At 72.2% G+C, this 12,752-nt stretch carries 12 protein-coding genes; 4 read left to right on the forward strand and 8 right to left on the reverse strand.

Annotated elements, in window-relative coordinates; all coding sequences use genetic code 11:
- The first annotated feature begins 398 nt into the window (after positions 1-398).
- Together ABEA10_RS45400 and ABEA10_RS45405 are read left to right on the forward strand one after the other, a co-directional pair.
- Positions 399-1,106, forward strand: a complete 708-nt coding sequence (locus tag ABEA10_RS45400; protein ID WP_345474916.1) for a phosphatase PAP2 family protein — start codon at positions 399-401, stop codon at positions 1,104-1,106.
- 140 nt (positions 1,107-1,246) lie between these two features.
- Positions 1,247-1,684, forward strand: coding sequence for a nitroreductase family deazaflavin-dependent oxidoreductase (locus tag ABEA10_RS45405; RefSeq protein WP_345474917.1), 438 nt, complete (start codon positions 1,247-1,249; stop codon positions 1,682-1,684).
- An 18-nt stretch (positions 1,685-1,702) separates the two neighbouring features.
- Here ABEA10_RS45405 and ABEA10_RS45410 read toward each other — a convergent pair whose 3' ends face one another.
- Positions 1,703-2,806, reverse strand: coding sequence for a PP2C family protein-serine/threonine phosphatase (locus ABEA10_RS45410; RefSeq protein WP_345474918.1), 1,104 nt, complete (start codon positions 2,804-2,806; stop codon positions 1,703-1,705).
- A 238-nt stretch (positions 2,807-3,044) separates the two neighbouring features.
- On the opposite strand from ABEA10_RS45410, the gene ABEA10_RS45415 reads away from it, so the two are divergent.
- Positions 3,045-5,303 carry an Orn/Lys/Arg family decarboxylase gene (locus ABEA10_RS45415; protein ID WP_345474919.1) on the forward strand — a complete coding sequence of 753 codons (2,259 nt, stop codon included), beginning with the start codon at positions 3,045-3,047 and terminating at the stop codon, positions 5,301-5,303.
- A 15-nt stretch (positions 5,304-5,318) separates the two neighbouring features.
- On the opposite strand, the gene ABEA10_RS45420 is transcribed toward ABEA10_RS45415, so the two are convergent.
- Genes ABEA10_RS45420 through ABEA10_RS45440 form a run of 5 tightly spaced genes read right to left on the reverse strand, consistent with a single transcriptional unit; the run spans position 5,319 to position 9,697 of the window.
- Positions 5,319-6,083, reverse strand: a complete 765-nt coding sequence (locus ABEA10_RS45420) for an amino acid ABC transporter ATP-binding protein (protein WP_345474920.1) — start codon at positions 6,081-6,083, stop codon at positions 5,319-5,321.
- Entirely contained in the window at positions 6,080-7,018 is a 939-nt protein-coding gene (locus ABEA10_RS45425; RefSeq protein WP_345474921.1) for an amino acid ABC transporter permease, read from the reverse strand. The genes ABEA10_RS45420 and ABEA10_RS45425 overlap by 4 nt, the downstream gene beginning before the upstream one ends.
- 5 nt (positions 7,019-7,023) lie before the next feature.
- Positions 7,024-7,956 carry an ABC transporter substrate-binding protein gene (locus tag ABEA10_RS45430; protein ID WP_345474922.1) on the reverse strand — a complete coding sequence of 311 codons (933 nt, stop codon included), beginning with the start codon at positions 7,954-7,956 and terminating at the stop codon, positions 7,024-7,026.
- Complete coding sequence (locus tag ABEA10_RS45435; protein WP_345474923.1) at positions 7,953-8,762, reverse strand: nitrilase-related carbon-nitrogen hydrolase; 810 nt, start codon at positions 8,760-8,762, stop codon at positions 7,953-7,955. The genes ABEA10_RS45430 and ABEA10_RS45435 overlap by 4 nt, the downstream gene beginning before the upstream one ends.
- On the reverse strand, positions 8,759-9,697 hold the full coding sequence (locus ABEA10_RS45440) for a substrate-binding domain-containing protein (protein ID WP_345474924.1): 939 nt from the start codon (positions 9,695-9,697) through the stop codon (positions 8,759-8,761). Before ABEA10_RS45440 ends, ABEA10_RS45435 begins: the two co-directional genes overlap by 4 nt.
- A gap of 110 nt (positions 9,698-9,807) precedes the next feature.
- On the opposite strand from ABEA10_RS45440, the gene ABEA10_RS45445 reads away from it, so the two are divergent.
- Positions 9,808-11,163 carry an aminotransferase class I/II-fold pyridoxal phosphate-dependent enzyme gene (locus ABEA10_RS45445; protein ID WP_345474925.1) on the forward strand — a complete coding sequence of 452 codons (1,356 nt, stop codon included), beginning with the start codon at positions 9,808-9,810 and terminating at the stop codon, positions 11,161-11,163.
- A 35-nt stretch (positions 11,164-11,198) separates the two neighbouring features.
- Here the strand turns inward: ABEA10_RS45445 and ABEA10_RS45450 are convergent, their stop codons facing one another.
- Positions 11,199-12,008: an SAM-dependent methyltransferase gene (locus ABEA10_RS45450; protein WP_345474926.1), complete on the reverse strand. Its 810-nt coding sequence runs from the start codon at positions 12,006-12,008 to the stop codon at positions 11,199-11,201.
- A gap of 45 nt (positions 12,009-12,053) precedes the next feature.
- On the reverse strand, positions 12,054-12,461 hold the full coding sequence (locus tag ABEA10_RS45455) for an ATP-binding protein (protein ID WP_345474927.1): 408 nt from the start codon (positions 12,459-12,461) through the stop codon (positions 12,054-12,056).
- Positions 12,462-12,752: the final 291 nt, after the last annotated feature.

Here is a 12,752-nt window from a genome sequence, read left to right on the forward strand (position 1 = left end):
CCGCCAGCTCATGCGACAACCGCCGCTGAGCATCCGGCCCCAACGGCTCCTTCACCACAACAGAACGCCCATCGGAGAAGACCAGGCGCGTGACACGCGTCTGTCGACTCTCGTGGACTGTCTCGGCCCGAACGGGCGGATCCCGGCCCGGCAGCACCCGCGCTCCCCCATGCGACACCGTCTTACGCGGTCAGATAAACGATACGCACCCCCTTCGTCGCGGATGTGATGTGCCGCCGGGCATGGGCGTGCATGGGCGCATGAGTCCGATGAGTCATCGTCGGCCGGCCGTACGGGACCGCCGGTCCGGCGTGGACGCGCGGCCGGTGAGCAGGTGCACCTGCCGAGCGCCCGTCGCCATTACTACCGATGTAGTAGGTCTGCGGTAGTGTCGAGCGATGCGTACCCGAGCCGCCGACGCCGTGCCCTCGGCCTGCGCCCCGGCTCTCGCCCGGGCGGGCAGGATCACGGTCGCGGTCGCGGCCGTTCTGCTCGTGGCGCTGTTCACGGCCGTCGTGATGCGGCACGGCCGGCCGTTCCCGCCCGACCTGTCCCTGCATCGCTGGAGCCTCGGCCATCGCCCCGGCGCGGCGAGGGCGGTGGCCGCCGCTCTCACCGCCACCGGCGTCGGCGTGGTGCCGTACGTGCTCGCGCTGGCCGCCGGGGCGCTCACCGGGCGCGGCGCCCGCGGCCGGGCGCTGGCCGCCGTCGCGGCGATGCTGGTGCTGCTGGTGGTGCAGCTCCTGCGGTTCGGGCTGGCCACCGCCATCGGCCGCTCGCGTCCTCCGGCGGCCGACTGGGCGGTCCACGTCTCCGGGTTCGCCTTTCCCTCCGGTCACACGGTGACCTCGGCGACGGCGGCCGGGCTGCTGATCTGGGCGCTGTGCCGGCGCGACGGCGGGTGGCCGCGTACGGTCGCGGTGTCCCTTCTCGCGGTGTGGGCGGCCGCCGTCGGGCTCACCCGGATCTATCTCGGCGTGCACTGGCCGACCGACGTGGCCGGCGGATGGCTGATGACGGTCGTGCTGCTCGGCCTGGCGGCCATGGTCCTCCCCCGCCTCCCGGCCGTACGGCCGCGCGACGAGGATCCCGCCGCCGACGCCTGATCCCGGCGCCGCCGTCCGCCCCGTACGACGAGCGCCCGCGGTGCCTGTCCCTGCCGTCGCGAATCTGTCAGTCTGGAGACGCGTGAGGTGGTCCCCCCGCCGGCACCACCGCACGACGGTGCGGGAGAGGAGACCTGACCGTGGCACGCGCCTACCGGCCGACGTTATCCGGACGCCTTCGCGACCGGGTCATGACGTTCCTGCTGACCAAGGGCGTCGGGCCGCCCGGGATCCACCTGCTGACGGTGCCGGGGCGCAGGACCGGCATCCCCCGGACGACACCGGTCGCTCCGCTGGAGGATGACGAGGGCCGCTGGCTCGTCGCGCCGTACGGGCCGGGCGGCTGGGTGCGGAACGCCCGTGCGGCCGGCCGCGTGACGCTCAGCCGGGGCCGTACGAGTGAGTCGTTCGCCGTCACGGAGCTGCCGGCGGCGGAGGCCGCGCCGATCCTCAAGCGGTATCTGGCCGAGCACCCGCGCTCCGTCGGCGCCTACTTCGACGTGGGCAAGGACGCCGCGGTCGAGGAGTTCGCCGCCGAGGCCGCCCGGCATCCGGTGTTCCGGCTCGAGGCTCCGTAGGCCCGCCGGTCACCGGCGTCAGGCGGACCGCTGGATCGCGATCATGGCGGCGTCGTCGCCCAGCCGTCCGTCGACGTGGGCGGTGAGGTCCTCGCGCAGGCGCGTGATCAGGCCCGCGGGGTCGGTGCGCGGCCAGCCCGCGACGCGTTCGACCAGGGGGTAGAACCGTCCGCCGGCGTCACGAGCCTCGATCAGACCGTCGGTGTACAGCAGGAGCAGGTCGCCCCGTTCGAACGGGAAGGACTCGACGTTCCCCCCGACGTGCGCCAGCCCGCCCAGGCCGAGCGGGAGGGCGGGCTCGCGTGCCGCCAGCTCGATGACATGGCCGCCGCTGAGCAGCAGCGGTGCCGGGTGCCCCCGGTTGATGATGTGCACGACCGGCCGGTCGTCGGGGATGTCCACGGCCACGGCGGTGACGAAGCATTCGTCGGGGTCCGGGACGTCGGTGTCCGGCGCGGTGGGCTCGAAGCAGGCGGCGTTGTCCAGGAAGTCGAGGAGTTCGGGCAGCGCGGCCCGCTGGTGGGCGGCCGCGCGGAAGGCCCCGGCCACCAGGGCGCAGGTGTCGATGGCCGCCAGGCCGTTGCCCCGGACGTCACCGACGATCAGGCGCGTGCCGGATCGGATCCGGGCGGCGGCGTACAGGTCTCCGCCGATCCGCGCCTCCTGCTCGGCGGTCAGGTAGACGGACGCGAGGCGCAGCGGGCCGACACGCTCGGGGAGCGGGCGCATCAGCGCGTGCTGGGCGATCTCGGCCACCTCCCGGGCCTTGGTCAGCTGGCGCCGGTGCCGTTCCCGGACGATGGAGAAGAACACGATCAGTGCCGAGACCACCGCGAGCGCGACGACGTGCGTCTCGTTCTCGGTGCCGCCGGCCGCCCCCTCGATCAGGACGGTGGACACCTCACCGGCGACGGCGAGAGCTCCGATCAGGGCGACCAGCCCGGGACCGGCGAAGGCGGCCGTGATCGCGGGCGCCACGATGAGCAGCGGCCCCAGATGGACACCGGGACCGTTCACGAGGTCCACCGCGACGATCGCGACGATCAGCGCGACCGGGATCACCAGCAGGGCACGCCCCGGACGCCACGCCTGCCGTAGAGCCGCGTACCAGGTAAGACGCATCCTCCCTGCCTACCGCATGAAACGCGGTGCCGGGCCGCCGGGGACCGCCCGGCGCCGCGGCGAGCGCCACACCGGCCACACCAGCGCCCCTGACGCCTCCCTCACCGTCGGCGACCGGACCGGCACTTTACGTTCACCGGAGCGCGCGGTTACATTGCGCAGTAGATCAGCCACTTTTCGTAGTGCTCGACACGATCGATGCCGCCCGGCATCCCGCAGCGACCCCCGGAGGTCTCCCATGGAGCGCGTGGCTCTCATCGCCGTCGACGAACGACCGGACGGGGACTCGGCCGTCGCCGAGCAGTTGCGCCGCCTCCGTACGGCGATGGACGAGCACGGGGTGCAGGTCCGCTGGACCCACCGGAGCGCGGACGCGCTGGCGGTGATCCGGTCGGACGCGACGCTGTCGGCGGTGCTGGCCGCGTGGGACGCCGCCGGTGCCGAAGAGATCATGACCGCGGTGACCAAGCGGTTCCACCGCCTGCCGGTCTTCCTGCTGACGACCGAGCACGAGCCGCGCGATGTGCCCCTGTGGGTGCACGAGGTGATCCAGGGCTACGTCTTCCCGCTCGAGGACACTCCCGGCTTCATCGCCGGGCGCATCGCGCACGCGGCCGAGCAGTACGCCGAGGGCATGCTGCCGCCGTTCTTCGATGCGCTGCGGCACCTGGAGGACAGCCACCGCTACTCCTGGCACACGCCCGCCCACGCCGGCGGTGTCGCGTTCCTGAAGTCACCGGTGGGCCGCGCGTTCTTCGACTACTACGGCGAACGCCTGCTGCGCACGGACCTGTCCATCTCCGTGCCCGAGCTGGGCTCGCCCCTGGAGCACACCGGCCCGATCGGTGACGCCGAGCGCAACGCCGCCCGGATCTTCGGCGCCGAGCGGACGTTCTTCGTGGTGAACGGCAACTCCACCGCCAACCGCGTCGTCGGCCACCACGCCATCGCCCGCGACGACCTGGTGCTGGTCGACCGCAACTGCCACAAGTCCATCCAGCACTCCCTCACCATCACCGGCGCCCGGCCGGTCTACCTGGTGCCCGAGCGCAACGGTCTCGGCCTGGCCGGGCCGATCCCCGCCCATGCCCTCTCCGCGGCCGCCGTACGCCACCGGCTGGCGGGCCATCCGTTCGCCGACGGCGCGGCGGCGCCCGGCCCCACCTACGCGGTGATCACCAATTCGACCTACGACGGGCTGTGCTACGACGCGGTCGGCGTCGCCGGCCTGCTGGGCGCGTCGGTACCGCGCGTCCACTTCGACGAGGCGTGGTTCGCCTACGCGCGGTTCAACCCGCTGTACGAGCGCCGGTACGGCATGGCGGTGGACGGGCGGACCCTGCCCGGCCCGGCGCGGCCGACGGTCTTCGCCACGCAGTCGACGCACAAGCTGCTGGCCGCGCTGTCACAGTCGTCGATGCTGCACGTGCGCTCCTCGCCGCGCGCGCCGGTGGACCACGACCGGCTCAACGAGACGTTCCTGATGCACGCCAGCACCTCGCCGCTCTACCCCATGATCGCGTCGCTGGACGTCGCGGCGGCGATGATGGACGGGCCGTCGGGCGCGTTCCTGACCGGTGAGGCGATCGTCGAGGCGGTCCGCTTCCGGCAGGCGATGGCACGGCTGGCCGCCCGCATCCGCGACGACGGCACCCGCCCGGACTGGTTCTTCGGCGTCTGGCAGCCGCCCCGGGTGCCCGATCCCCGTACGGGCGACACGGTCGCGTTCGAGGACGCCGATCCGGAGCTGCTGGCCACCCGGCCCGACTGCTGGGCACTCGAACCCGGTGCCGCCTGGCACGGGTTCGACGGGCTGGACGACGGCCACTGCATGCTCGACCCGATCAAGGTGACGATCACCTGTCCCGGCGCCGAGGCGGCGGGCGGCACCACGGAGTGGGGGGTGCCCGCCCGGATCGTGGCCGCCTACCTGGAGCGCCGCGGCATCGTGGTGGAGAAGACCGGCGACTACACCCTGCTCGTGCTGTTCTCGCTCGGCATCACCAAGGGCAAGTGGGGCACGCTCATCGACGCGCTGATCGACTTCAAGAACGCCCACGACGACGACGTGCCGCTGGCGGAGGTGCTGCCGGGGTTCGGCCCGTCGGGCGTGACGCTGCGGGAGCTGTGCGGGCAGGTCCACGGCAGCATCCACGACTCCCGGCGTGGCGCGCTGCTCGACCAGGTCTTCACCGACCTGCCCGAGCCGCGCATGACGCCGGCCGACTGCTACCAGGCGCTGATCCGGTCGCGGACCGAGCGGGTGCCGCTCCGCGAACTGGCCGGCCGGGTCTCCGCCGCGACCGTCGTCGTCACCCCGCCCGGCATCCCGATGCTGACACCGGGCGAGTCGACCGGGCCCGACGACGGCCCGCTGATGCGCTACCTGCGCGCTCTGGAGGACTTCGACCGTTCCTTCCCCTACCTCGCCACCGACATCCACGGCGCCCACCGCGACGACGACGGGCGCTACTGGATCGAGTGCGTCACCGCGTGACGCGCACCCGCCGGTTCACAGGACCTTGCTGAGGAAGGCCTTCGTCCGCGGGTTGGCGGGGTTCTCCAGCACCTCCGACGGGGGCCCGGACTCCACGATCAGGCCGCCGTCCATGAACACCACTCGGTCCGCGACCTCGCGGGCGAAGCCGATCTCGTGGGTCACCACGATCATGGTGAGGCCGTCGTCCGCCAGGCTCTTCATCGTGGTCAGGACCTCGCCGACCAGCTCGGGGTCGAGCGCGCTGGTCGGCTCGTCGAACAGCATCAGCTTCGGGCGCATGGCCAGGGCACGGGCGATCGCGACCCGCTGCTGCTGGCCGCCGGACAGCTGCCGGGGATAGGCGCCCGCCTTCTCCTCCAGCCCGACCCGGCGCAGCAGCTCCGACGCGTGCTCGCGGGCCCGCGCCGACGGCTCGCGGCGTACGCCGGTGGGCGCTTCCACGATGTTCTGCAGCACGGTGAGGTGCGGAAACAGGTTGAACTGCTGGAACACCATCCCGATCTCCCGGCGCTGCCGGGTGATCTCGCGCTTGCGCAGGTGCCGTACGCGCCCGCCGTCGGCGCGAAAGCCGATCAGCTCGCCGTCGACGTGGATGGAGCCGCCGTCGATGGTCTCCAGGTGGTTGATGCAGCGCAGGAAGGTGGACTTGCCCGACCCGGAGGGGCCGAGGACGACGACGACCTCGCCGGGCGCGACGTCCAGGTCGATGCCGTTCAGCACCTCCAGGTGCCCGAACCTCTTGCGCACCCCCGCGGCGCGCACCATCGCGGTCGTCATGACGGCACCTCCGGGGTCCTGGCGCGACGGCGGAGCAGGGCGAAGTCCCAGAAGCTCTGGGGCGCCTGGCGGGTCGCGCCGCGAGCGTAGTGGCGTTCGATGAAGGACTGCCCGACGTACAGGATCGAGGTGATCAGCAGGTACCACAGGCAGGCGACGATGAGCAGCGGGATCGTCTGGAACGTCCGGTTGTAGATGGACTGGACGGTGTACAGGAGGTCGGCCAGGGCGATGACGCTGACCAGCGACGTCGCCTTCAGCATGTTGATCACCTGGCTGCCGGTGGGCGGGACGATGAACCGCATCGCCTGCGGCAGCACGACGCGCCGGAACGTGCGCGCGTCGCTCATGCCCAGCGCCTGGGCGGCCTCGGTCTGGCCGGGGTCGACGGCGAGCAGGCCACCGCGGATGATCTCGGCCATGTACGCGGCCTCGTTCAGGCCCAGGCCGAGGATCGCGGCCAGCAGCGGCGTGATCAGGTGGTTGGTCTCGCCGCTGACGAACTCCGGCCCGAACGGCACGCCGAAGGAGATCCTCGGCAGCAGCGCGGACAGGTTGTACCAGAACACGAGCTGAACCAGCACCGGGATACCGCGGAAGAACCAGACGTACAGGCCGCAGGCGCCGCGCAGCAGGCGGTTCTCCGACAGGCGGCCGACGGCGAGCAGGACGCCGCCGGCGATGCCGACCGCCATGGCGACCACGGTGAGCTCGAGGGTGATCGCGATGCCGTGGCCGATGATCGAGGCGTTGACGTACTCGCCGACCACGTGCCACTCGAAGTTGTCGTTGGTGACGAGCAGGTGCACGAGCTGTGCCGCGAGGACGAGCAGCACGAGCGAGGCCACCCAGCGCAACGGGTGCCGCGGGCGCGCGGCTCCGGCCACGTCGACCTCCGCTCGCTCCTCCTCGGGCCGCCGGTCGGTGACGGTCATGCTCATCACCCCTCTCTCGGAGCCAGGTCGACGCCGGGCTTGGCCAGGATGTTGGCGCTCAGCCCCCACTTGGTCATGACCTTGGTGTAGGTCCCGTTCTTCACCAGGGTGCGCAGGGCGTCGAGGAGCACGTCGCGCAGTGGCGAGCCCTTGGCGACGACCGCGCCCTGGTACAGGTCGGCGAAGCCGTTGGCCTTACCGGTGCCGGCCAGTTGCAGGTCCTTGCCGGACTGCTGGACGAAGTAGGTCAGCGGGGCCTGGGAGGAGAAGAACCCGTCGGCCCGGCCGGAGCGCACGGCGAGGATGGAGGTCGGCTGGTCCTTGTAGGACTGCACCTGCACGGCGGGGCGACCCTGGGAGGTGCACGTCTTGGACTGCTTCTTGATCACGTCCTCGGCCGAACCGCCGGCCATCACCGAGATCCGCAGCCCGCAGGTGTCGGCGATGGAGCCGATGTGCTTGGGGTTGCCCTTGGGCACCGCGAAGACCACGAACTCCCGCACCCAGTCGACGAAGTCCGCGGCGCCCTCGCGGTCGGGGAAGTCGCCGATCGGGCCGATCGCGAAGTCGTACCGGCCGGCCTTGATCCCGGTCAGCTCGCTGGGCAGGCCGTCCACGGTGACGTGCTCGATCTTGACGCCGAGGAGCTGGGACAGCGCGGTGGCGATGTCGGCGGAGGCGCCGCTCAGCGAGCGTCCGTCGGAGCCGGCGATCTCGTACGGCGGGAAGGACCCGTTGTTCACCGAGATCAGCCTGCCGGCGGCGCGCACCTTGGCCGGCAGCCGGTCGTGCAGCTTGTGGTCGGTCGTCTGGCGCAGGTCCGCCGGGTCGACGCCCTGGGACTTGTGGCCGCCCAGGATGCCCTCGGCCTCGGGCGGGTTCTTCCCGCACGCGCCCAGTAGCAGGGCCGCGGCGAGTACGGCGATGATGCCTTTCAACACCATTCCTCCAGGGGACGGATCGCGGGGTCGACGGCGAATCTGCGGTTGGCGAGCACGGGGAGCCGGCGGCGGGCCTCGTCGAGTTCGGCGCGGTCGGCGGTGGCCCAGGCCAGGCCGGGCGCGTCGGCGAGCCGGGCGCGGACGGTGCCGAGCGGGTCCACGACCATGCTCGCGCCGATGTTGCGCCGGCCGCACTCGCCGGAGGCCGCGACGTAGCAGGTGTTCTCCAGCGCGCGGGCGACGGTCATGACCTCCCAGTGCCGTTCCTTGGCCGGCCCGCGGACCCAGGCGGCGGGGAGGGCGATCACCTCGGCGCCGCGGTCGGCCAGCAACCGGGCGATTTCCGGGAATCTTACGTCGTAGCAGGTCATGAGGCCGACGGTCCATCCGGCGCAGTCGAAGACCACGGGCTCGCCGTCGCCGGGCCGGACGCGGTCGGACTCCCGGGACCCGAACGCGTCGTACAGATGGATCTTGCGGTACGACGCGACGACCGCGCCGTCCCGGACCGCGGCGAGCGTGTTGAACACCTTCCCGTCGCCGGCCGGCTCGTGCAGGCCGGCCACGACGGTGACGGACGTCTCCGCGGTGCGCTCGGCCAGTGCCGTCACGAACGGACCGTCGAGCGGCTGGGCGACCTCGGCGATGCGGGCGGGCTCGTCGATGAACAGCGCGAGTGAGTCCTCGGGCAGCACCAGCAGGTCCGCGCCGCCGGCGACGGCCTGGTCCACCAGCGCCAGGCAGGACTTGAGGTTGGCCGTCCAGTCCTCGGTGGAGGCGAACTGGGCCACGGCGATCCTCATGCGAACAGCTCCTCGGGGTCGATCGGGTGCGGGGCGATGCCCTGCTCATGCAGCTCGGTGCAGAAGGCCGCGGTCATCGCGGCGTTGGCTGCGGCGCCGTAGGGCATCCAGTCCGAGCCGAAGATCCGCGTGCCGGCCTCCAGCTCGGCCAGCAGCCAGGGCGTCGTGTCGGCCAGGTGCCGCCGCCGCGCCAGCCAGTGCCGCTTGGACTCCTCGAACGCCTCCTCCAGCGCCGACGGCAGCCACGGGTGCTCGTCGACCACCTCGCTGCGCAGCGCCAGCAGGTGGATGCCCGGCACGAAGCCGGTCCGGCCGAAGTAGTCGAGCTCGGCACCGCGGTGGTCGTCGTACAGGTGGCGGAAACGGCCGCCGGAGGTGAACATCTCCTCCGGCATGAACGGCGTGAAGATCGCGTCGTAGCGGCCACCCGCGAGCCCGTCCACCAGCGGCTCTTCGGTCACCGTGACGTTGGCCGGCAGCGGGCGGGGGCCGACGCGGTCCTTGCCGGTCTCCCCCGCCGTCAGCGGGCCGACCGTCCAGGCGATGTCGCTCAGGTCGACGCCGGCCGAGCGCAGGATCGCCCGCGTCCAGGTGTTGCCCGAGTCGGGCCAGCCGGTCAGCCCGATCCGCGCCCCGGCCAGCTCCTTGGCTGTGGTCAGGCCGCTGTCCCGGCGTACGAGGACGCAGCGGTGGCGGAACCCACGCATCACGAAGATCGGCAGACCGGTCAGCCGGCCGTCGCCGTCGCCGCGCCCCAGGGCGTACCGGCTGAAGGAGGTCTCGCCGCCGTCGAGCCCGGGTTCACGCAGAACGTCCGGGGTGACGGCGCGGGACTCGATCTCCAGCTCGAAGCCGCGGGGGCGGACCTGGCCGGTGACGAGCGGGACGAGATGGTCCCAGTCCCGCAGGGCGAGGCGAATGCGTGGAACCGACACAACACTCCGTTTCGGATTGGCCGTAATGACGACCGACCTTATGTTCAGCCAACCGTGAGTACAATGGGTGTTTTGTTACTGCACAAAGAAATCCGTGAGGTCGGGGGAACATGGGTGAGTCCACGGTCGAGGCGAGCTGGCTCGCCGGGCACATCGGCGAGCGCAGCGCGCGGGGCATCGCCTCGGCCCTGACCGGCCTGATCCGGCGCGGCGACATCGCCGCGGGCTCCCGCCTGCCGACCGTGCGCGGGCTCGCCGCCGAGCTCGGGGTGAGCCCGGCGACGGTGGCCGAGGCGTGGTCGACTCTGCGCCGCCACCGGGTGGTCAGCGCGCAGCGACGGCGCGGCACCGTCGTCATCGGGCCGCCCAGCGTCCCGCGGCCCGCGCGCTACGAACGGATCGGGGAGTTCGGGAGCCGGCTCGCCGTCGACCTGGCCATCGCCGCGCCCGACCCCGCGCTCCTGCCGCGCCTGGACGACGCGCTCGCCGCCGCCGCCCGCACCGAGCGGCTGAACGACTACGCGCGCGAGACGATCACCGGGCGGCTGCGGGAGGCGGTCGAGCCGACCTGGCCGTTCGCGGCGGAGCGCTGGCTCGTGGTCGGCGGCGGGTACGAGGGCGTGCAGCTCGTCTGCCAGACTCTGGCGCTGCCCGGCGACCGCATCGCCGTCGAGGATCCGACCGGCGCCCGGCTGCTGGACATCTTCGAGGCGCTGGGCGCGGAGGTCGTGCCGGTCGCCTGCGACCGGGACGGGCCGATCCCCTCCTCGCTGGCCCGCGCACTGCGGACCAACCCGGCGGCGTTCGTCTACCAGCCGCGCGGTCAGACCCCGTGCGGACACACGCTCAGCCCGGCCCGCGCGGCGGAGCTGGCCGCGCTGCTGGCCCCCACCGGCACCCTCGCGGTCGAGGACGACGGCATCGGCGAGGTGTCGACCGCGCCGGCGGTCACTCTCGGCGAACACCTGCCCGGACGTACGGTGCTGGTGCGGTCCTACTCCAAGTCACACGGCCCCGACCTGCGCGTCGCCGTGATCGGCGGCGCCGGCGAGACCATCGAGAAGGTGCGGGTGCTGCGCAGCTACGGCACCGGGTGGACCAGTCGCATCCTGCAGGACGCCCTGGCCTGGCTGCTCACCGACCCCGGGGCGCGGCAGTCGGTCGCCCGCGCCCGCGAGGCGTACGCCCGGCGCCGCGAGGCCCTGGCCGGCGCGCTGGCCGAACGCGGCGTGCCCACGGGCAACCACGACGGCCTGATGCTGTGGGTGCCGGTCACCGAGGAGTCCGCGGCCCTGGTCACGCTCGCCGCGCACGGCGTCGCCGCGGTACCCGGCAGCCGCTACCAGGTGGCCGCCGCCGCCCCGCACCTGCGCATCGCCACCAGCCGACTGCCGGATGACCCGGACCGCATCGCCGAGCTCGCCGAACTGATCGCGCTGGCCGCCGCGCCTCCGAGCCTGCGCTGAGAGACGGCCCGGGGCACCGGGCACCGGCTCCGGCGTCAGGGCTTGCGGGCGACGGCGGCGTAGCAGACCGACCGGCCGGGGTCGTTCACGAGGCCCGTGTCGGCGTCCGGGCGCCACTGGGGCAGCCAGACGAGTCCCGGCTCGACGAGCGGCAGCCCCTCCAGGAGGGCGGCGACCTCCTCGCGCGTGCGGTTGTACGCGGTCTCGGTGGCCTTGCGGTAGACCTGGATCGCCTCGTCCAGCTCGGGGAAGCTGTCGGCGGTCGCGTGGGAGACGACGAGGTGGCTGCCGGAGGGAAGGGGCGCGAGCAGCGTGTCGATGACCCGGCGCGGGTCCTCCTCGTCGGAGAGGAAGTGGAGGATCGCCACGAGGAGCACGGCGACCGGCCGGTCGAAGTCCAGCGTCCGCCGCAGCCACTCGTCACCGAGGATCTTCTCGGGTTCCCGGAGGTCGTGCTGGACGATGGCGGTCTGGTCGACTCCCTGCAGCATCTCCCGGCCGTGGGCGATGACGGTCGGGTCGTTGTCGACGTAGACGATGCGGCTTTCCGGCGCGATGTCTTTCGCGATCTCGTGCACCGATCCCATGGTCGGCAGGCCGGCACCGATGTCGAGGAACTGGCGAATTCCGGCTTCGGCGGCGAGATACCGCACGGCACGGCCGAGAAACCGGCGGTTTTGCCGCGCGGCGCCGCGGACGAGCCCTTTCGGCATGGCCGCGATCACCTTTTCGGCGGCCTCGCGGTCGGCCGGGTAATGATCACGTCCGCCGAGATAATAGTCGTACATGCGTGCGGGGCTGGGGATGTCGGGCCGGAACACGTCCGACGGCCGGGTACTCGACATCGAGCCTCCCTTGTTGCCAAGGCGGGGAAGAAAAGGCTGATTCTGTCATCGTGACGCATCGGGCGGGGGTGGTAACAGGGCCCAGACCCATTTGCCCGGCCGATCGCGCCTCGGCGCCCAGTCCCATCGGCGGCTGTGGGCGGCCACGAGGTACAGGCCGCGGCCCGTCTCGGCGGCGAAGTCGGCCTCGGCGAGCACGGGCGGCCGGTCGCTCGGGTCGGCGACCAGGCACACGACCGACCGGCGACGTCGGACCAGCCGCAGGAGGACGGGGGGATGCGGCCGGACCTCGACGGACGGCAGGGCGTGACGGAGCGCGTTGGTCACCAGCTCGGACACGACCAGGGTCGCGGCGGGGATGTGCCCGCCGAGCCCCCAGGCGTTCATGACGGCGGCCGTGCGATCGCGAGCGAACTTCACCCAGGTGAGATCGTCGCCCAGCGCGATCGTCACATCGTCACCCGGACGAGTCGTTATATGCAGGGATATATCTGGATCATCCTCGCCATCGGGGTGATCCATGATCAACCCGAATTCCGGGCAGACGACCTCCGCCCGGGTCACCGGTGTTCCGACCATCGAAAGTCCTCGGTGTTTGACTCCAGGGTCAGGACGGCGACCCCGTTGTCGAGATATCATTCCGCCGTGCAATTGCATCCGCAACCACATCGGCCGATCCGGACGCATAATGTTCGGACCCAATCGCGCGGCCACCGCGGCACGGAACCGGCTCTGGCCGTACGC

The sequence above is a fragment of the Actinoallomurus oryzae genome (assembly GCF_039541955.1).
In the GTDB taxonomy this organism is placed as follows: domain Bacteria; phylum Actinomycetota; class Actinomycetes; order Streptosporangiales; family Streptosporangiaceae; genus Actinoallomurus; species Actinoallomurus oryzae.

Coding starts and splice junctions, on each gene's coding strand:
- ABEA10_RS45400 (WP_345474916.1), top strand. CDS start 399: ATGCGTACCCGAGCCGCCGACGCCGTGCCCTCGGCCTGCGCCCCGGCT.
- ABEA10_RS45410 (WP_345474918.1), bottom strand. CDS start 2,806: ATGCGTCTTACCTGGTACGCGGCTCTACGGCAGGCGTGGCGTCCGGGG.
- ABEA10_RS45415 (WP_345474919.1), top strand. CDS start 3,045: ATGGAGCGCGTGGCTCTCATCGCCGTCGACGAACGACCGGACGGGGAC.
- ABEA10_RS45420 (WP_345474920.1), bottom strand. CDS start 6,083: ATGACGACCGCGATGGTGCGCGCCGCGGGGGTGCGCAAGAGGTTCGGG.
- ABEA10_RS45425 (WP_345474921.1), bottom strand. CDS start 7,018: ATGACCGTCACCGACCGGCGGCCCGAGGAGGAGCGAGCGGAGGTCGAC.
- ABEA10_RS45435 (WP_345474923.1), bottom strand. CDS start 8,762: ATGAGGATCGCCGTGGCCCAGTTCGCCTCCACCGAGGACTGGACGGCC.
- ABEA10_RS45445 (WP_345474925.1), top strand. CDS start 9,808: ATGGGTGAGTCCACGGTCGAGGCGAGCTGGCTCGCCGGGCACATCGGC.
- ABEA10_RS45450 (WP_345474926.1), bottom strand. CDS start 12,008: ATGTCGAGTACCCGGCCGTCGGACGTGTTCCGGCCCGACATCCCCAGC.